The 19892-nt window shown below is 32.2% G+C and carries 15 protein-coding genes; 12 read left to right on the forward strand and 3 right to left on the reverse strand.

What is annotated here, in order from left to right; genetic code table 11:
• Positions 1–2: 2 nt before the first annotated feature.
• Complete coding sequence (locus LG649_RS09965; protein ID WP_226543684.1) at positions 3–773, forward strand: LuxR C-terminal-related transcriptional regulator; 771 nt, start codon at positions 3–5, stop codon at positions 771–773.
• A 136-nt stretch (positions 774–909) separates the two neighbouring features.
• Here LG649_RS09965 and LG649_RS09970 read toward each other — a convergent pair whose 3' ends face one another.
• Complete coding sequence (locus LG649_RS09970; RefSeq protein ID WP_226543685.1) at positions 910–2175, reverse strand: UDP-N-acetylmuramoyl-tripeptide--D-alanyl-D-alanine ligase; 1266 nt, start codon at positions 2173–2175, stop codon at positions 910–912.
• Between the two features lie 85 nt (positions 2176–2260).
• A complete protein-coding gene (gene gldJ / locus LG649_RS09975) occupies positions 2261–3949 on the reverse strand; it encodes a gliding motility lipoprotein GldJ (RefSeq protein ID WP_226543686.1) in 1689 nt (562 codons plus the stop codon).
• A 262-nt stretch (positions 3950–4211) separates the two neighbouring features.
• Between gldJ and porU the strand changes: the two genes are divergently transcribed.
• The 7 genes from porU to LG649_RS10010 all read left to right on the forward strand — a co-directional run bounded on the left by porU (position 4212) and on the right by LG649_RS10010 (position 14384).
• Positions 4212–8096 (forward strand): type IX secretion system sortase PorU, encoded by a 3885-nt coding sequence (porU, locus tag LG649_RS09980; RefSeq protein WP_226543687.1) that lies wholly within the window; start codon positions 4212–4214, stop codon positions 8094–8096.
• Positions 8097–8130: 34 nt separating this feature from the next.
• A complete protein-coding gene (gene porV, locus LG649_RS09985; protein WP_226543688.1) occupies positions 8131–9378 on the forward strand; it encodes a type IX secretion system outer membrane channel protein PorV in 1248 nt (415 codons plus the stop codon).
• An 84-nt stretch (positions 9379–9462) separates the two neighbouring features.
• The gene (gene cdd / locus LG649_RS09990; RefSeq protein WP_226543689.1) at positions 9463–9945 is read left to right on the forward strand and encodes a cytidine deaminase; all 483 of its coding nucleotides are present in this window, start codon (positions 9463–9465) and stop codon (positions 9943–9945) included.
• Positions 9946–10064: 119 nt separating this feature from the next.
• Positions 10065–11063 carry a pyruvate dehydrogenase (acetyl-transferring) E1 component subunit alpha gene (pdhA, locus tag LG649_RS09995; RefSeq protein ID WP_226543690.1) on the forward strand — a complete coding sequence of 333 codons (999 nt, stop codon included), beginning with the start codon at positions 10065–10067 and terminating at the stop codon, positions 11061–11063.
• A gap of 3 nt (positions 11064–11066) precedes the next feature.
• Positions 11067–12680, forward strand: coding sequence for a pyruvate dehydrogenase complex dihydrolipoamide acetyltransferase (locus LG649_RS10000; protein ID WP_226543691.1), 1614 nt, complete (start codon positions 11067–11069; stop codon positions 12678–12680).
• 92 nt (positions 12681–12772) lie between these two features.
• On the forward strand, positions 12773–13708 hold the full coding sequence (locus tag LG649_RS10005) for a M20/M25/M40 family metallo-hydrolase (RefSeq protein WP_226543692.1): 936 nt from the start codon (positions 12773–12775) through the stop codon (positions 13706–13708).
• A complete protein-coding gene (locus LG649_RS10010) occupies positions 13701–14384 on the forward strand; it encodes an SDR family NAD(P)-dependent oxidoreductase (RefSeq protein ID WP_226543693.1) in 684 nt (227 codons plus the stop codon). The genes LG649_RS10005 and LG649_RS10010 overlap by 8 nt, the downstream gene beginning before the upstream one ends.
• Before the next feature lie 60 nt (positions 14385–14444).
• On the opposite strand, the gene LG649_RS10015 is transcribed toward LG649_RS10010, so the two are convergent.
• Positions 14445–15530 carry a glucosyltransferase domain-containing protein gene (locus LG649_RS10015; RefSeq protein ID WP_226543694.1) on the reverse strand — a complete coding sequence of 362 codons (1086 nt, stop codon included), beginning with the start codon at positions 15528–15530 and terminating at the stop codon, positions 14445–14447.
• A gap of 521 nt (positions 15531–16051) precedes the next feature.
• Between LG649_RS10015 and LG649_RS10020 the strand changes: the two genes are divergently transcribed.
• From LG649_RS10020 to LG649_RS10035, 4 genes are read left to right on the forward strand one after another with little or no spacing between them, the layout of a single operon-like run.
• Positions 16052–16690 (forward strand): HAD family hydrolase, encoded by a 639-nt coding sequence (locus LG649_RS10020; RefSeq protein WP_226543695.1) that lies wholly within the window; start codon positions 16052–16054, stop codon positions 16688–16690.
• A gap of 6 nt (positions 16691–16696) precedes the next feature.
• Positions 16697–17299 (forward strand): SprT-like domain-containing protein, encoded by a 603-nt coding sequence (locus tag LG649_RS10025; protein WP_226543696.1) that lies wholly within the window; start codon positions 16697–16699, stop codon positions 17297–17299.
• A gap of 26 nt (positions 17300–17325) precedes the next feature.
• Positions 17326–18405 (forward strand): mannose-1-phosphate guanylyltransferase, encoded by a 1080-nt coding sequence (locus LG649_RS10030; protein ID WP_226543697.1) that lies wholly within the window; start codon positions 17326–17328, stop codon positions 18403–18405.
• 6 nt (positions 18406–18411) lie between these two features.
• Entirely contained in the window at positions 18412–19881 is a 1470-nt protein-coding gene (locus LG649_RS10035) for a DUF389 domain-containing protein (protein WP_226543698.1), read from the forward strand.
• Positions 19882–19892 lie beyond the last annotated feature (11 nt).

The following is a 19892-nucleotide window of genomic DNA, read 5'->3' on the forward strand; positions in this document are numbered from 1 at the left end:
AGATGATTAATACTAGTATTAAGGATGTGTATAAAATAATTTTTCAATCGTATGATAAACCAAGTTTAGGTACACATATTGATAAAATTATAGAGCTAGATCCTTACTTACCATATAATTCTACTTTTTTTTGCATTACAAATACTCAAGAGCTTTCTTTTGAATATGTAAGTAAAAATTTAACAGCTTGTTTAGGGCTTGATCGCGAAACGCTTAAATCAGGAGGCATGAAAATGTTTTGGAAACGAATGCATCCAGAAGATTTAGAACAGTGGTTAAATGCTTTAAATGGGTTAATGGAGTATACACTATCTGAAATCTCTGAACAAGATCGAGATAAAATGAGTTACACTTGGAACTACAGATTAAAAAACGCAAAAGGTGAATATGTAAATATTATCCAGAATACAACACCAATTGAATTTGATGCTGCTAATAAACCTATTATAGGTCTTGCACATTATACTGTAGTAAGTGGTGAAATAAAAATGGAAGTATGTGCTTCTGCAAAAATGCTTAATGAAAATAACGAATATGAAACTAAGTACTTTAGTAATTTTTCAAAAAAAATGCTTTCTGAAGGGGTAAGTAATCGTGAGCGAGATATTATAAGATTGTTAATTTTAAAGTATACTAGTAAACAAATTGCCGAAAAATTAGGTATTAGCCATAATACTGTAGATACACATAGAAGAAATATAATGAAGAAACTTAAAGTATCTTCAACAGGAGAATTAATTGGAATGCTTAAAACAAATAACTATCTATTTTAAAAAAACAATAAAATACTCAATTTGAGTATTGTGCTATTAGCTTTAATTTGAGATATTTGCTTAGCTATTAATTAGTTCTTAGGGAGAATTTTTTTGAAGTGCCTGTTAATGATTTATTTTAACAGGCACTAGCTTTTTAAAATAAAGGTAGTATACGCTCTAGTGCCATTCCTCTGGAGCCTTTAATTAAAATTGTAGATGGTTTTATAGATTTTATATCATATTCATTTTTAAAATCATCAAAACTCTTAAATTTTATAGATTTTATCTCCGCTCTATAAAAATTTTCACCTATAAATATTACCAAATCTATATCTAAAGATTCAGCTAAATTTGCGATATTTTGATGTTCGGCTTTAGCTTCGTCACCCAGTTCAAACATATCACCTAAAATAGCCACAGTATTTCCACTTTGCTTTTCTAAGTTTAATATTGCAGCTTGCATACTTGTAGGGTTAGCATTATAAGCATCTAAAATAATATTATGTGAATCTATTTTTACTATCTGCGATCGGTTGTTAGTCGGGGTGTAATTTTCTATAGCCTTCTTTATAATATCGTTTTCTAGTTTAAAGTATTTGCCAATAGCCATTGCTGCTGCTATATTATTATAGTTGTAAGCTCCTATTAGTTTACTTTTAATTAAAATTTCATCTAAGGTACAAAACACAAAAGGAGAGGCTTTAATAAATTTTATATTTATGTTGGCTTTATTAGTTCCAAATGAAAAAGTATTAGCATTTCGAGTTTTTTCAATTTGAATAGGGTCTTTAAGGTTTACAAAAATAGTTTTGTCATTTTTTATTAAATAATTATACATTTCTGCTTTACCTTTTATTACACCCTCAACACCTCCAAAACCTTCTAAATGTGCTTTACCAAAATTTGTAATATAACCAAAATCAGGCTGTGCTATATTACACAAAAAATCAATTTCTTTTTGGTGGTTTGCTCCCATTTCAATTATTCCAACTTCAGTTTTTTTAGTCATTGAAAGTAAGGTTAAAGGAACACCAATATGGTTATTTAAATTGCCTATAGTGGCTGTGGTATTATACTTTTGTTTAAGTACTGTATTTATAAGTTCTTTAGTTGTGGTTTTACCATTACTTCCAGTTAATGCTATTATTGTTGTTTTTAAATAATTTCTATGGTATGTAGCAAGGTTTTGTAGGGTTTTTAGAACGTTTTCAACTAAAATAGTTTTATCTGTGGTTTTAAATTCAGGTTCATCAATTATAGCATATTTAGCTCCTAAATCAAGTGCTTGTGCAGCATATTTGTTACCGTTAAAGTTTTCGCCTTTTAGGGAAAAAAACATATCATTTAACTTTATTTTTCGGGTATCTGTGTTAGCAGCGTTGCAGTTTAAAAATAATTGATGAAGTTTAGCTATTTCCAATGTGTAAAATCTTTTGTTTAAATAAATGTATAAAAAAAGTCCTAACAACGTGGTTAGGACTTTAAGTTTTTATAAAAAACTAAGTTTAGTTTTTTGTTTTTTGTTTTGTTTTACTTTTTGAGCCTACTCTAGACATGGCGCATCTAAAACCAATATAGTCTGTAGCCATATCTTGTGGGAAGAAGCGTCTTTGTGCTGGATCTAACCAGTATTCTCTATCTTTCCATGAACCGCCTTTGTAAACTCTTACTTCGTCGTTGATTAAAGATGTACGATTGTTTTTTGTATCGAATTCTCTAATAATTTTTCCGTTTTCGTCTCTTGTTACTGTATGCTTTGGAGAGTTGTACATTTTACTTGTTTCAGCATCTTCATTTTCTTCTTCTTCTCCACCAAAATTTTCAAAATGTCTAGAAGACCTTCTGTCACCATCTCTAAAGTTTATTTCGTTACTTCTGTCAAAGTTAGTACGTAAGTATGTTTCGTTTTCATCTACAGGTACTTGTAAAATTTCACCAGGTAAATTTCTAGCAACAACTTTTCCGTTTGAAAGCGTATCGTAAACAATATCATCACTTGTTATAACCTTAACAGTTCCATCTTCATTTAATGCATTTTTGGTATATACATTTCCACGGTAATAGTTAAAATCGTTAAATTCATCGTCTACTATAGGTCTATAAACATCTGCTACCCATTCTGCAACGTTACCAGCCATATCATATAATCCAAAATCATTTGGTTCGTATGATTTTACAGCATTTGTAATATCTGCACCATCGTCAGACCATCCTGCAATACCGCCGTAATCACCTTTACCTTGCTTAAAGTTTGCCATTTGGTCTCCACGTATTTTGCGTTTACCAGAACGTGTGTATTGACCATCCCAAGGATACTTTTTTCTGCCTCTATATAAGTTATAATCTCTTAATTCGCTTAATCCTAAAGCGGCATACTCCCATTCTGTTTCTGTTGGTAGTCTGTATTTAGGAGATATTAAACCAGTTTCGCGAGTTGCATAAATATTACTTTCGTTTCCTTCTTCGTCGGTGCGAACGTAACGTTTGTTTTTATTTTCACCGTTTATAATTTCTTCGTTACCACCGTAAGTTAATGTTGGAGCATTAATGTAAGTATCTGTATTGAAGTTTTCATCTGCTCCTACAGCTGTAATTTTAGCATCACGTTTTAAAAAGCCTGCTTTTTCTAGGTTGTGTTCGTTAACACGGTCGGTACGCCAGTTAGCAAATTCTACTGCTTGAATCCAGCTTACACCAACAACAGGATATTCTCCGTATCCTGGATGACGTAGGTAGTTTTCAGTCATTACTTCATTGTAACCTAAACGGTTTCTCCATACTAGTGTATCTGGTAATGCGCCTTCGTAAATGGCTTTGTAATTTTCTTCAGAAGGTGGATAAACACGTTTAATCCAATCTAAATACTCCATGTACATAGCGTTTGTTACTTCAGTTTCATCCATATAGAATGACTGAACGTGCTGTTGAGAAGGACTATTGTTCCAGTCGTGCATAACATCGTCTTGAACTCGTCCTTTAGTGTATGTACCACCTTCAACAAAAACTAAACCAGGGGCGGTTTCTTGTTCTTTGAAATCTGAATTGTATTGAAAACCTCCGTTTTTATCGTTAATTGCCCATCCTGTAGCTCGAGAAGTGTTCTTTGAGCTAGAAGATTGTTTACAACTAGAAACGAATATAGCAATTAGAGCGATTGCTAGAAATTTAAATGCCGTTACTTTTTTCATATCCATACGTTTAAGTAAGCTAATAATATTTTTGGTGCTGCAATATAGCAATTTAACCTAACAAACCAAGTTATTTCGTGCATTTTGTCCAAAAAAATATGTATTTCACCTTATTTTTTGCGCATTACAACGATGATTTTAGTCTGTTTTGTTGTTGTTTTGTGCAATATTAACGACCGATTTACTAAATTATTATTGTATTTTTGGATTAGTTTTAAAAATAATTTTAAGATTATAATAACATTTTGCCTGTGGCGTTTATTTAATAATGAAAAAGAGTTTTTTTTTAGTATTTCTTTTATGTTCTACAATAGTATATAGTCAACAAAAAACATATACTATATCATGGGATGAGAAAGGTAAAACTGTTTCTGGTGATGGTTTTTCGTATGAAGTACCTAGTTTTAGTAACGCCAATTATAATTTTGATTTTACAACCGGTCTTTTGTTTGTAGATCAATGGGAAAGTAGCAATATAGTTAATGAAGCTTCTGCTTCTATAAGTCAAGTTGTATACAATTCAATTTCTTTAAATGAATTAAAAGATTTAGATAAAAACCTTATACCAAACGAAGTTAAGTTTACTTTAAAAAATTCTATATCTAGAAATAAAAGGTATGCATACTTTCAAATATCACCCATTATTAAAGATTCCAATGGACAATTTAAAAAAATAATTTCTTTTAAATTAAATTATGATTTTGGTGTTTCATCAAAAAATATAACAAGTAAAACTTTTAATAATTTTAAAGGAATAACAAATTCGGTTTTAAGTTCTGGTGATTGGTATAAGTTTTATGTAGATACAACAGGCGTATTTAAATTAACAAGAAATTTCATACAGGGTTTAGGTGTAAATGTTTCGAGTGTAGACCCAAGAACTATTAAAATTTACGGCTATGGAGGGCGCATGATTCCTTACGCAAATTCAACAGAATACCCAACAGATGTTCCAGAAAATGCAATTAAATTTATTGGGGAAGATGATGGGAGTTTTGACGATGAAGATTACATACTTTTTTATGCTGAAGGCCCACAAGGTTATAATGGAGAAAGTCAAACACATATAAATTGTTACACAGATAAAACTTACTATTATTTAAATATAAGTTCTGGCAATGGCAAACGAATTTCTGAAATGGTGCAGCCAACAAGCAATGCAGATTTGATTATAAGCACTTTTGAAGATTATAAGTATTATGAAGTTGATGATTATAATTTAGTCTCGCTTGGTAGGCGTTGGTTTGGCGATGTTTTTGATGTTGAAACAACAAAAACTTATGATTTTAATTTTCCAGATCTGGTAACTAGTTCTCCCATAACATTGTCTGTAGTTGTAGCTTCAACATCATCAACAAGTACTAGCATGAGTGTAAGTTTAAACAATAACTTTGTTTCAAATTTATCATTAAGTGCTATTTCCTCGCCTATTTTGGCTAGTGGCGCATCTTATTTTGGTAATGTAAATTCAACGTCATCAGCTATATCTGTTCAGTTGGATTATGATAAAGCAGGAAATCCAAGTGCTATAGGGTATCTCGATTATATTTCAATTAAGGCTTTACGTAATTTAAATTTCTATGGTAGTCAATTTCAGTTTGAAAATAGCGAGGTTGAAACTAATTCGGGAACAGGTCAGTACATTATATCCAATTCAACTCAATTGTCAGAGGTCTGGGAGGTAACAGATATATACAATGTAAGTAGTGTTAGTAACATAAATAACGACGATAATTTTAGTTTTAAAACAGAGCTTGGGAGTTTAAAAACTTATGTAGCGCTTTCAAATACAGATTATTTCACTCCTAATTCAGATTCAAACACAACGGTTTCAAATCAAAATTTAAAAGGTACAATATTTAATAATGGTTCGGGTGTTTTTGAAGATATCGATTATATAATAGTATCACCAACTAATATGCTAAGTCAAGCACAGCGCCTTGCAAACATAAACGAAGAACAATACAATTTAAATATTAAAGTAATAACCCTAGACGAGATTTATGCAGAATTTAGTACAGGCAATCCAGATGTTGCGGCTATTAGAAATTTTGTAAAATACGTATACAATAATGCGAGTTCAACAGATGCAAGAATAAAATATTTGTGCTTATTTGGCGATAGTTCTTACGATTACAAAAATAGGGTTTCAGGCAATACTAATATTGTGCCCTCGTGGCATACTTACAATAGTTTTAGTTTAACCTCATCTTTTATTTCTGATGATTTTTACGGATTAATGGATGATAACGAAGGTAACCTAGCAACAAGCGATAAACTAGATATTGCAATTGGTCGTATTTTAGCAGATACACCTCAACGAGCTATAGAATTAGTTGATAAAATTGAATCATACTACAATAAGGAATCTTTTGGAAGCTGGAGAAATAATTTCGTAGTAATTTCAGATGATGTAGATGAAGATTGGGAAGGTTTATTACAAGAAACTACAGATAATGTCGGGAATTTAGTTTCAGATGAAAAACCATTTATAAACGTTGTAAAAATTCATTCCGATTCCTTTCAGCAAGAAACCTCAGCTGGAGGCGATCGTTATCCAGATGTTGCAACCGAAATAGTAAACGCAATTGATAACGGAGCTTTGGTGATAAATTATTTTGGCCACGGTGGAGAAGATGGATTGGCCGAAGAACAAATCTTTTTAAAAACAGATATTAATAACCTGCGTAACTTGTTTAAACTTAATTGTTTTGTTACTGTTACTTGCGAATTTACTCGTTTCGATAATCCGTTGCGAGAAACTGCAGGCGAGCTTACCTATTGGAACGAAACCGCAGGAGCTATTGGGCTAATAACAACCACCAGACAAATTTTTGTAAGTTTCGCTATAAACTTTAATAACACTTTAGGTCAATATTTATTCTCTTACAGTGATGATGACGATTATGGTGATTACGAATATCCATCAATGGCAGAAGCCTTACGTCTAGCTAAAAGCGATCCTGCAGTAGCAAGTTCTAGTCAAAAACGACTTATATTTTTTATAGGAGATCCAGCCATGAAGCTGGCGTTTCCAGAGCCAAATATTGCTCTCACAGAAATTAACGATGTGCCTGTAGCTCAAGCAACCGACACTTTAAAGGCTTTGGGGCGAGTAAAATTAGCGGGTCAAGTAACCGATTTATCTGGGAATTTGTTATCGAATTATAATGGTACACTGTCAACAACAATTTACGATAAGCCAATAGAGCGCGAAACATTAGCAAACGATGGTACAAGGTTAAATGGTGAGCTTGTGGTTTTAGATTTTGAAACTTTAGGAGAAATTATTTTTAGAGGGCAAGCTTCTATTACAAATGGAGAATTCGAATTTGAATTTATTGTGCCCAAAGATATTGGTATTCCAGTAGATTATGGTAAAGTTAGTTTTTATGCAAAAAACACCGAATTAACCCAAAACCAAACAGGAGCAAGTGTAAATACCGTTTTAATTGGAGGTTTAAATGAAGATGCGCCAGAAGATAATGAGGGCCCAATGATTAATTTGTTTATGAATGATGAGAGCTTTGTTTCTGGAGGAATCACAAACGAAAGCCCAACATTGTTAGTAAAATTAGAAGATTTAAATGGTATAAATACCGCAAGCGGAATAGGTCACGATATTGAAGCTGTCCTAGATGGAGATGAAACCAACCCAATTACACTAAATAGTTATTACCAAACCGAAGTAGATGATTACACTAAAGGTGTGGTTACATATTTGTTTAACGATTTAGAACCTGGTTTGCATACATTAACATTAACAGCATGGGATGTCTACAACAATTCATCAACAGCCGAAATACAATTTATTGTTTATGATGAAGATGAGCAACTTGTAATAGAAAATGTGTTGAACTATCCAAATCCTTTTGTCAATTACACAGAATTTTGGTTTAATCACAATAGTTCGGAGTCTTTAGACGTTTCTATACAGATATTTACAGTTTCCGGTAAGCTAGTTCGTACATTAAATGGCCAAACAACTAGCGGTATTGTTACAACAGGTTCTTTATCCAGGGATATTATTTGGGATGGACGTGACGATTTTGGAGATAAAATTGGTAAAGGAGTTTACATATATAAATTAAAAGTGCATTCCAATCTATTAAATAAAACAGTTGAAAAAATTGAAAAACTTGTTATACTCTAATAAAAACATATATTTGTTAACTAAACCTACGTTTATGAAGAATAAAATACTAATCACCTTCATTTTTATTATTGCGCTTAAATCTAGTGTTTTGGCTCAGGAAACAACAGTTGTAGTTCCTAATGATAATGATAGCCGTGTAATTACAACAGGAATCCCATTTTTATCCATCGCTTCAGATGCTCGCGCAGCTGGATTAGCCGATATGGGTGTGGCAACAAGTGTAGATGCTTATTCTCAACAATGGAATTCATCAAAATATGCATTTTCAGAAACTCAATCAGGCGTAGGTGTAAGTTATACACCTTATTTGAGTAAATTAGTAAACGATATCTTTTTAGGATCGGTTACATATTTTAATAGATTAGATGAGCGTAGTGCATTTGCAGCTAGTTTAAGATATTTTTCTTTAGGCGAAATAGAATTTGTTGATGGGCCAGACGATACACCAAGGCAACAAAAACCAAATGAATTTTCTCTTGATGCCTCTTATGCATTACGTTTGTCAGACGAATTTGCAATGTCTGTAGCCATGCGCTATTTACGTTCAGATTTAAGAATTCAAGGTGTAGATGGCGATATAAGTCCTGCAAATACATTTGGTGTAGATATCTCTGGGTTTTATCAAGGTGAAGAACAAGCGTACAACGATTTTAATGGACGTTGGCGAGGTGGATTTGCTATTCAAAATATTGGACCAAAATTTAAATATGATGAAGGCGGTGAAGAAAACTTCCAGCCAACAACGTTGCGTTTAGGTGGTGGTTTCGATTTTATTTTCGATGATTATAACAAAATTGCAGTAACAGCCGAAGTTACAAAGCTTTTAGTGCCAACACCTCCACAATTAGGAACAGAATATGTTTTTGAAGATGTAAACGGTAATGGTACTTATGAAGAAGATGAAGATACCCTAATAAGTCAAACAGATAATGTTATTTACGCAGGTCAATCCGACGATGTAGGATTTTTATCAGGGATTTTTCAATCTTTCGGTGATGCACCTGGCGGTTTTAGTGAAGAGTTAAAAGAGTTCACTTGGGCATTAGGTGCAGAATATCAATATCAAGATTCTTTTGCTTTTAGAGCAGGTTACTTTAATGAAGCCGAGGAAAAAGGAGCAAGGAAGTTTTTAGCATTAGGTGCTGGTTTTAAGGCAAATGTTGTAAATATCGATTTATCGTATTTGTTCTCTGCATCAAAAGTACAAAGTCCTTTAGAAGGTACTTTGCGTTTTTCTTTAACCTTTAATATTGGAGAGGGTGCTTATTTAGAGTATTAATCAATAAAATATTTATAAAGTAAATAAAAACTATTGTCTTTGGCAGTAGTTTTTTTATGTCAACATATATAGTTAAATTTGAGTATGAAGGAAATAGTAATAGAATCTAAATTATTTGTTTTCGAAAATTTAGATAAACTCCCCAAGCCCTCTCAAGAATTAATGCAAAAAGCTATCGAAGCAAGGCAAAAAGCCTATGCTCCTTACTCTCAATTTCATGTTGGAGCAGCATTATTACTAGAAAATGGTGAAATAATAACAGGGAATAACCAAGAGAACGCCTCTTATCCATCTGGATTATGTGCAGAACGAACCGCAATTTATTATGCAGGCTCAAAATATCCAGATGTAAAAATAGTTGAAATGGCTATATCAGCAGGATCACAACTTAAAGAAACTACAGAGCCAATTCCACCATGTGGAGCTTGTAGACAAGCCATAGCAGAATACGAAATCAAACAAGAATCACCAATAAAAATTTATTTTATGGGGGCTTCAGGAAAGGTTGCAAAATCTAATTCTTTAGAAAATTTATTGCCTTTAATGTTTAATAAAGAAGCATTATAACAAAATGAAGTAAAAAATTACGATTTTCGGTTTTTTCATTAATAACTAAAGTGTTACTTTTGTTACCAGCTTGTTTTAATTTAATAACAAGCAGTATTTTACTTTATAAATTGAATTAAATGCAAAAAGTCACAAAAGAGGTTTACCTTAAATGGTATGAAGACATGTTATTCTGGAGAAAGTTTGAAGATAAACTTGCTGCAGTATATATTCAACAAAAAGTTAGAGGATTTCTTCACTTGTATAATGGTCAAGAGGCAGTATTAGCAGGAGCTTTACATGCCATGGATTTAACCAAAGACAAAATGATAACAGCTTACCGTAATCACGTACAGCCTATAGGCATGGGAGTAGACCCTAAGCGTGTAATGGCAGAGTTATACGGTAAAGCTACAGGAACTTCTAAAGGAATGGGTGGTTCTATGCACATCTTTTCTAAAGAGCACCGCTTTTACGGTGGTCATGGTATTGTTGGAGGTCAAATTCCTTTAGGTGCTGGTATTGCATTTGGTGATAAATACCACGGAGTAGATGGTGTAACACTTTGTTGCTTTGGTGATGGTGCTGCACGTCAAGGTTCTTTACATGAAAGTTTCAATTTAGCAATGCTTTGGAATTTACCAGTAGTATTTGTTTGCGAGAACAATGGTTATGCTATGGGAACTTCTGTTGAAAGAACTGCAAACCACGAAGAAATTTGGAAACTAGGATTAGGCTACGAAATGCCTTGCGGACCAGTTGATGGTATGGATCCTGTAAAAGTAGCCGAAGCGTTTGATGAAGCTATTACTCGTGCAAGAACAGGTGGTGGTCCAACTTTCTTAGAATTAAAAACGTATCGTTACAGAGGGCACTCAATGTCTGATGCACAACACTACAGAACTAAAGAAGAAGTAGAGGAATACAAAAAAATAGATCCTATTACACAGGTAAAAGATATTTTACTTAAAAAGAAATATGCTACCGAAGAGGAAATTAAAGTAATAGATAAACGTGTAAAAGAACGCGTTTTAGAATGTGAGAAATTTGCTGAAGAATCTCCATTCCCAGAAGTACAACAATTATATGATGTTGTTTACGAACAAGAAGATTATCCATTTATAAAACATAAACTATAAATAATGGCTATAGTAGTAAATATGCCGCGTTTAAGCGACACTATGGAAGAAGGAACCGTGGCAACATGGTTAAAAAAAGTTGGTGATAAGGTTGAAGAAGGAGATATTTTAGCAGAAATTGAAACCGATAAAGCCACAATGGAGTTCGAATCTTTTAACGAAGGAACATTACTTCATATAGGTGTGCAAGAAGGTGAAACTACAAAAGTAGATGAGCTTTTAGCAATTATAGGTGATGAAGGTGAAGATATTTCTGGACTATTAAATGGAGGTAGTGCTCCTGCTGAGGCTCCTGCAGAAGAGTCTTCAAGTAATTCAGAAGAAGCACCAGCAGCTGAAACTCCTGCTCAAGAATTACCTGAAGGTGTAATAGTTGTAACTATGCCACGTTTAAGTGATACTATGGAAGAAGGAACTGTAGCAACTTGGTTGAAAAAAGTTGGCGATACAGTTGAAGAAGGAGATATTTTAGCAGAAATTGAAACTGATAAAGCAACCATGGAATTTGAGTCATTTCAATCTGGTACTTTATTAGAAATAGGTTTACAAGAAGGAGAATCGGCAAAAGTAGATTCTTTATTAGCAATAATTGGTCCTGCAGGAACAGATGTTTCTGGAGTAGCATCAGGTTTTTCTGCGACAGCAGCAAAAACTGAGGTAGCACCAAAGGCAGAAGCTCCAAAAGCTGCGGCACAAGCTCCAGCAAAAAGCGAGTCTAAGCCAAGTGCGCCAAAACCAACACCTGTAACAGAAAACGGTCGTGTATTTGTTTCGCCTTTAGCTAAAAAATTAGCTGAAGAAAAAGGAATTAACTTAACTAAAGTTCAAGGTACTGGTGAAAACGGACGTATAGTTAAACGCGATATAGAAAATTACGAACCTGCAGCTGCAGTAGCAGAAAGTCCTGCTGTTACTAGTTTTGCTGTTGCCGGAGAAGAAAAAACAGAAGAAGTTAAAAACTCTTCAATGCGTAAAGCTATTGCTAAGTCGTTAGGTAAATCTAAATTTACTGCACCACACTTCTACTTAAATATTGAAGTAGATATGGATAACGCTATTGCTTCTCGTAAAACAATAAACGCTATTCCAGATACAAAAGTATCTTTTAACGATATGGTTGTAAAAGCTTGTGCTATGGCACTTGTAAAACACCCACAAGTAAATACTACTTGGGATGATAACGTAACTAAATTCCATAGTCATATTCACGTTGGTGTGGCTGTAGCTGTAGACGACGGTTTAGTTGTACCAGTTATTAAGCACACAAATGCATTAAGCTTAACTCAAATTGGTTCTTCGGTTCGTGATTTAGCTGGAAAAGCAAGAAACAAAAAAATTAAACCAGATGAAATGTCTGGAAGTACATTTACAGTTTCTAACTTAGGGATGTTTGGTATTCAGAGTTTTACATCTATTATCAATCAACCTAACTCAGCAATTTTATCGGTTGGAGCAATTGTACAAAAACCAGTTGTAAAAGATGGTCAAATAGTTGTGGGTAATACCATGATGTTAACCTTAGCATGCGATCACAGAACGGTTGATGGTGCAGTAGGAGCCCAATTTTTACAAACTTTAAAAACATTTATTGAGAACCCAGTAACTATGATTGCGTAGTTATTAAGTACTTTTTAATTTATAAAATAAAAACCTGGATCAATTAATTTGATTCAGGTTTTTTTATCTTTAAACAAAGAATATTTTAAATAATGAAACAAATATTATCTGTATTTAGTTTACTAACTATACTATGTTGTTCAACTTCTAAAGCATTTCAAGTAAAAGAACAATCCGTTAAAACAAGTTTAACATATTTAGCTTCCAATGAGTTAAACGGAAGGCAAACCGGAACACCAGGTATTGAAAAGGCGGCGATTTACATAGAATCTATTTTTAAAGACTATAAAGTATCTCCTTATTTCGAAACCTATCGCGATAGCTTTCAGCTTAAAGATATTACAGGTTATAATATAGTTGGGTATTTAGAAGGAAACGACCCTAAATTAAAAGATGAATTTGTAATTCTAGGCGCACATTACGATCACATTGGAACGGCAAAAACTGTAGATGACGATAGTATTGCTAACGGAGCTAACGATGATGCTTCAGGAACTGTGGCGGTTTTAGAATGGGCAAAATATTTCGCAAAAGCAAAAAACAATAAACGCAGTGTTTTATTTACCCTATATTCAGCAGAAGAAATGGGTTTAAAAGGTTCTGCTCATTTAGCCAAAGTTTTAAAAGAACAAAATTTAAACTTGTACACCATGATAAATTTTGAAATGATTGGTGTGCCAAGGACTTTTGGTAATAAATTAAGTTATGTAACAGGCTATAAAAACTCGAATATTGCGGATAAATTGAACGCTTATGCTGGAGAATCTCTAGTCGGATTTTTGCCGCAGGCTAAAAAGTTTAACTTATTTAAACGTTCAGATAATTTTCCGTTTTTCAATGAGTTTAATGTGCCTGCGCACGCCATTTCGACGTTTGATTTTACCAATTTTGATTATTATCATCATGTTGACGATGAAGCTGAAAATATGGACTTTACCCACATGACCAACTTTATAAATAAAATGATTCCTGCACTTGAAGGCATGATTAATGCACCTTCAAAAGAAATAAAACTAAACGATGAGTAAAAATATAATTATTACCGGAACTAGTCGAGGTATTGGTTTCGAATTAGTTAAGCAATTCGCAAAAGCAGGACACCATGTTTTAGCGCTTTCGCGGAATGAAAAAACCGTTCAAGATTTAAAACTGCAAAATGTAACCGCTTTTTCGTTTGATTTATCTGATGTTGAAGCCTATAAAAAAGTAGAAGATTTTATTAATAAATACTGGCAACAAGTAGATGTTTTAATAAATAACGCGGGAGCTTTGGTTAATAAACCATTTTCAGAATTAACAATGAAAGATTATGAAACTGTATACAAAACCAATGTATTTGGGGTTGCCGAATTAACTCGCATAGTTTTACCGTTTATGAAAATTAATAGCCATGTGGTTACTATAAGTTCTATGGGCGGTGTACAAGGCAGTTTAAAATTTCCTGGTTTGGCTGCTTACAGCTCAAGTAAAGGCGCTGTTATTACTTTAACCGAGTTGCTTGCTGAAGAATATAAAGATTCCGGTATAGCATTTAATGTACTTGCTTTGGGGGCGGTACAAACCGAAATGTTAGAAGAGGCATTTCCAGGTTACCAAGCGCCAACAACAGCTCAAGAAATGGCAGATTATATTTTTAATTTTGCACTTACAGGACAAAAATACTATAACGGGAAACTGTTGCAGGTTTCAAATTCTACGCCTTAATTTGTGTTCAAATTTATAAGATTTAGCTAGTAGTTTTTCTGAAAAAAGACACTTGAGTTTTTATTTAAAAGCATTTTTTAAAACGTATCTTAAATCGATAATAATACTGTCTTTTACAGGTTTGTTTATTTCCTCATTTATTGTCGAAATTTTATAATTTAGTTTTAATGGTGTTTCATTTTTGCGCTCTGCTAAGAGTTGTTGAAACATTGGCTTTGCTACCCAAATTCTAGAACTAGAAACTTGTCCGAATTCATCAGCATAGTTGTTTTTGTAAAATTTGTTTTTTATTAAAAAGCTGTCTTTTGGTTTTATTATAACAATATCTTTTTTGTTTTCCAGTGAAATTTGGTTAACACTTTCTTTTATAGCTAAAAATTCAGTCTGTTGAATTTTCGAGATAAATATATTCTGATTAATTGAAGAAAGAATAATAAATAAAAGAGCTATAAATACGCCTATTTTCTTATTTAATTTCTTTTTTAATATAAGATGTCTGAAAAAATAAAATTGATAAAATAATACAATTATTGCTGCTGGGGCTATAACTCGAGAGCAAACGTAATAACTTGAAGAGAGAATGTTAGGAGTGTAGCTAAAAGCCAAAACTAAGCTAAAAAACAGAAAAAACTTCAAGTTTTTATAACGATGCTGTTTTTTTACTATAAGCAAATAAAAAAAGCCTAAAAAGCTTATAATACCTATAATCAGAGTTAATTTTTTAAGAACTAATATGCCACTACCATACATTAACATTCTTAATTCTCTTAAATAAAATAATATTAATTTATAAGGGATTTTAAATAAGCTTAGTGCTGTTCTGTCGGCGGGCATTACGTTATACCATTTTAAAGATAATTGAAAAATTATGTAGTAAACAATGAGTGATGTAAATAAAAAAGCAACTAAATAAAAACAATGCTTAACTAGAAGTTTCTTTTTTGATATTGTAAATATTGTAATAGGAATTAAAAAAGCAGTAGCTGCAGGTTGGTAAATGCACAAGCAAAATAGAACTAACACTAATGCTATTATAGTATTCGAAACATAATTTTTATTTTGGGTAAAGCTATTTAATAAAAGGATACCTGCATGAAAAGAGAGAGACAATAAAAGAGGTATTTGAAATGTTGCTGTCCATCCCATGTAAATAGTAAAAGAAGGAATAGAAAGTACTAAAAAGGAAAATATAGCAGATTCGTAAATTTTAAAGTTGAGTTTCAGAAAAAAATGAAATAGTTGAGTAGAGAACAAAACAGAACAAATTAGGGAAAATAGCCGTATCCATTTTAAATCGGAAAAAGAATGAACTAAACTCCCAAAAACAAACTTAATTATAGCGCCTAGAATAAAGCGTCCGCCTTTAATAAATTCATGTTCAAAATTAACCTGGTATTTAGCAGTCCAAAAATACTCGTAAATGTCTCGATAAGCATATGTTTTTAAAATGCCAAAATTTACTATTAGAGAAAGGCAAAACGTAAATAAAAGATAACATAAAACAGGTTTAGTTTTTAAAAGCTTATTAAATTTTTTGATGTACGACATTAAGTTTTTATTTGTAATAAATAAAGTATAATTCTAGGTATAGATAAACGAAGATAAATTTTTTATTTTATGAAAGTTCATTAATATTGGAGGAACTTTTTGAATAAAGAAAAAAAATTATGAGTAAATACAAATGCATAATTTTCGATTGCGATGGTATTTTAGTCGATAGTGAAATTGTTAGCAATCAAGTTTTAGTTGATATGGCTAACGAACATGGAGCTAACATCGATTTAGAATATGCTTTTAAACATTTTAAAGGCAGTTTTATTGAAGCTTGTACTGAAAAAATAGAAACATTAGCAACAAAACCACTTATAAATAATTTTATAAACGAGTATAGAAAACGAAGTTTTGAAGCCTTTAAACAAAGCATGAAACCAGTTAATGGTATTAAAGAAGTTTTAGAAAATTTAGAATTGCCTTTTTGTGTGGCATCTAGCGGGCCAGAAGATAAAATAAAACTCAATTTAGGTTTAACGGGCTTATTACCATTTTTTGAAGATCGCATTTTTAGTTGTTACGCTATTAATAAATGGAAACCCGATCCGTCTGTGTTTTTATGGGCAGCAGAAACTATGGGGTTTAAACCTAGCGAATGTTTAGTTATAGAAGATAGCTTATCTGGTGTAACTGCTGCAATAAATGGCGGTTTTGATGTGTTTGGTTATACCGAGCGCGATTACAAAAACGCTTTGCCAACCAAGGCCACAAAAACCTTTGGTAATATGGCAGAATTACTAAACTTAATTTCATAGAATTAATTGCAGTCTAAATTAATACATTATATACCAGAGGAAGCTTTATCAAAAGTTTTAAAGTTATTAGATCATGATAATTTAGTGATTAAAGTAAAAGGCGAACGTAAAACCAAACATGGCGATTATAGGGCTTTATCTAGCGGGAAACATCAAATTACAATAAATTCTAACTTAAATAAATATAGGTTTTTAATCACTTTAATTCATGAAATTGCTCATTTTGAAGCCTTTCAAAATTACGGCAGACAAATAAAACCACATGGATTGGAGTGGAAACGCACATTTCAGCATTTAATGTTGCCTTTTTTAAACCCAGAAATTTTTCCAAATCATTTACTTTCGCTTTTAGCAAATCATTTTAAAAATCCAAAAGCATCAAGCGATACCGATGTTAAATTAGCTTTATCATTAAAACAATACGATGCACCAAATAATAAAACTTATATATTTGAAGTTGCGCCAAATACCATTTTCAAAATTTATAATGGTAAAATGTTTAAAATGCTTAAAAAACGAGTTAAACGTTACGAATGTGTTGAGATTGAAACAGGAAAATTGTATCTTTTCAATCCAAATGCAGAAGTAGAAGTAATAAAGAATAAATAAACATAAAATAACTAAAATACTTTAAAATGAACAAAAATTATTATGCCATCCTAATGGCAGGTGGAGTTGGCTCTAGGTTTTGGCCGGTGAGTACTCAGGATTTTCCAAAACAATTTCACGATATGTTGGGTACAGGCGATACTTTAATTCAAAAAACATTTCAAAGACTTTCACATTTAATCCCAAAAGAAAACATATACATTTTAACCAACGAGCGTTATAACGATTTGGTTTTAGAGCAACTTCCAGAGGTTACACAAAAGCAAGTGGTTTTAGAACCTGCAATGCGTAATACGGCGCCTTGTATTTTATATGCTTCATTAAAAATTCAAAAGGAAAATTCAGATGCGGTTATGATTGTTGCACCAAGTGACCATTGGATTGAAGATGAGGCGACATTCTCCAAAAACGTAGAACAAGCATTCGAATTTTGTGCCGATAACGATGCCTTAATGACCTTAGGTATTCAACCAACTTTCCCAAATACAGGTTATGGTTATATAGAGTTCGATAAAGACGCATCAAACGATATAAAATCAGTAAATCAGTTTAGAGAAAAACCAGATTACGAAACAGCAAAATCGTTTATAGCCCAAGGAAACTTTTTATGGAATGCTGGGATATTTATGTGGAGTGCTAAAAGTGTGGTGAAAGCTTTTGAAAGTAATCAACCAGAACTGTACAAACATTTTGAAGCAGGAATATCGGCATATAATACCGAAGCTGAAGAGGCTTTTATAAAAGAAAATTACCCATTAGCAGAAAACATTTCTGTAGATTATGCCATCATGGAAAAATCAAAAAATGTTTATGTTATTGCAGCCGAATTCGATTGGAACGATCTTGGTACTTGGGGTAGTTTATATGATAAATTGGGAGCTAACGATAATGGTAATGCAGTAGTTAATGCTAGAACTTTAGTGGAAGATGCATCGGGAAATATGATTAGAACTAAAAACAATAAAATTGTAGTTGTAGATGGTTTAAATGATTATATTGTGGTAGATAAAGAAGATGTGTTATTAATTTATCCAAAATCAAAAGAACAGGATATTAAAAAAGTTCTTCAAAAAGTAAAAGATAAATTTGGAGAACAATACGGTTAGTATTTTATGAGCGAAGAAAGTAAATTTAATTTCACTGAAGATGAAGTGAAACCTGAAAAAAATGTTGAGCAATCTAAAGAAGCTGTAAAAAAAGATGCGCAAGGTTTATTTAAAAGTATAAAAACTTTTTTTAGTGAGTTATTAGATTTTAGAGATGATACCGACAGAGATGCTACAATTGCAGCTATAAAAGGAGATATTCCATTTAAAGGAGCAACAGCTTGGATTTTAATTTGTTCCATTTTTGTAGCCTCTATTGGTTTAAATGCAAACTCAACAGCTGTAGTTATTGGTGCGATGTTAATTTCACCATTAATGGGGCCAATTTTAGGTGTCGGACTTTCTATTGCTATAAACGATATTGATACATTAAGACGCTCGTTAATAAATTTAGCTATTATGATAGTTTTAAGTTTATTAACGGCGTTTTTGTTTTTTAGATTTTTTCCTTTAAGTGAAGATACTTCCGAACTGTTAGGGCGTGTTAAACCAGATATTCGTGATGTTTTAATTGCTTTTTTTGGTGGTTCGGCTTTAATTATTGCACGAACAAAAAAAGGTACTATTGCTTCAGTTATTTTTGGTGTCGCTATTGCCACAGCTTTAATGCCGCCATTATGCACAGCAGGGTATGGTTTAGCAAAAGCCAATTGGGAATATTTTGGGCAAGCCATGTATTTATTTACTATTAATACTATTTTTATAGCTCTTGCAACCTTTTTAGTATTAAAAATATTACGTTTTCCAATGTTGCGATACGCAAATTCTAAAAAACGTAAACGTATATCCCAGTTAGCATCAATTACTGCAATTGTTGTAATGATTCCGGCTTCGTTTACATTCTGGAGCGTGTATAAAGAAAGTACTTTTAATAGAGATGCTATTCGCTTTATAGAGACAGAACTTACCGCTTTGGATTACGGTGAGTATATCAAGAAAAATACAACATATAAATATGGTGGCGATACCGATGGTTTAATAGAATTAAATTCTTTTGGTCTTGAAGAAATACCAGAAAGTACTATAAACTTGTTGAAAAAAAGGATAGAAGATTACCCTGCTTTGGTTGAAGAAAATACACAGTTAATATTTAATCAAAATAAAAACTCAACTGTAGATCAATTTAATTACATGAAACAATTAAGGTTTCGTGATTCATTAGATTTATTATCCTATCAAGATAAAATTAAATATTTACAAGATAGAGTTATAACTTTGGAGCGTTACGAGAAAAATCATATTCCGTTTGAAACAATAGCCAAAGAAGTTCAAATAAATTATGAAAATATTGAAGAGATTTCGTTTTCTAATGTTATTAATTCAAATTTTAAAAAAATAGATACACTTCCTGTGTTTTCTTTTAAATGGACTAGTAAAACTAATGAAAGCTCAAGAAAAAATGATACTGAAAAATTAGAAAAATGGCTTAAACTAAAGCTTAAATCTAATAAAATTGAAGTAAAAAGAGTAAATTAATTTAATTTAAT

The sequence above is a fragment of the Neotamlana laminarinivorans genome, assembly GCF_020523925.1.
Lineage (GTDB): Bacteria > Bacteroidota > Bacteroidia > Flavobacteriales > Flavobacteriaceae > Neotamlana > Neotamlana laminarinivorans.

Excerpts from the sequence above, each read along its gene's own strand:
- LG649_RS09965 (WP_226543684.1), top strand. The coding sequence starts at position 3 with ATGATTAATACTAGTATTAAGGATGTGTATAAAATAATTTTTCAATCG.
- gldJ (WP_226543686.1), bottom strand. The coding sequence starts at position 3,949 with ATGGATATGAAAAAAGTAACGGCATTTAAATTTCTAGCAATCGCTCTA.
- porU (WP_226543687.1), top strand. The coding sequence starts at position 4,212 with ATGAAAAAGAGTTTTTTTTTAGTATTTCTTTTATGTTCTACAATAGTA.
- porV (WP_226543688.1), top strand. The coding sequence starts at position 8,131 with ATGAAGAATAAAATACTAATCACCTTCATTTTTATTATTGCGCTTAAA.
- cdd (WP_226543689.1), top strand. The coding sequence starts at position 9,463 with ATGAAGGAAATAGTAATAGAATCTAAATTATTTGTTTTCGAAAATTTA.
- pdhA (WP_226543690.1), top strand. The coding sequence starts at position 10,065 with ATGCAAAAAGTCACAAAAGAGGTTTACCTTAAATGGTATGAAGACATG.
- LG649_RS10000 (WP_226543691.1), top strand. The coding sequence starts at position 11,067 with ATGGCTATAGTAGTAAATATGCCGCGTTTAAGCGACACTATGGAAGAA.
- LG649_RS10005 (WP_226543692.1), top strand. The coding sequence starts at position 12,773 with ATGAAACAAATATTATCTGTATTTAGTTTACTAACTATACTATGTTGT.
- LG649_RS10010 (WP_226543693.1), top strand. The coding sequence starts at position 13,701 with ATGAGTAAAAATATAATTATTACCGGAACTAGTCGAGGTATTGGTTTC.
- LG649_RS10015 (WP_226543694.1), bottom strand. The coding sequence starts at position 15,530 with ATGGGATGGACAGCAACATTTCAAATACCTCTTTTATTGTCTCTCTCT.
- LG649_RS10020 (WP_226543695.1), top strand. The coding sequence starts at position 16,052 with ATGAGTAAATACAAATGCATAATTTTCGATTGCGATGGTATTTTAGTC.
- LG649_RS10030 (WP_226543697.1), top strand. The coding sequence starts at position 17,326 with ATGAACAAAAATTATTATGCCATCCTAATGGCAGGTGGAGTTGGCTCT.
- LG649_RS10035 (WP_226543698.1), top strand. The coding sequence starts at position 18,412 with ATGAGCGAAGAAAGTAAATTTAATTTCACTGAAGATGAAGTGAAACCT.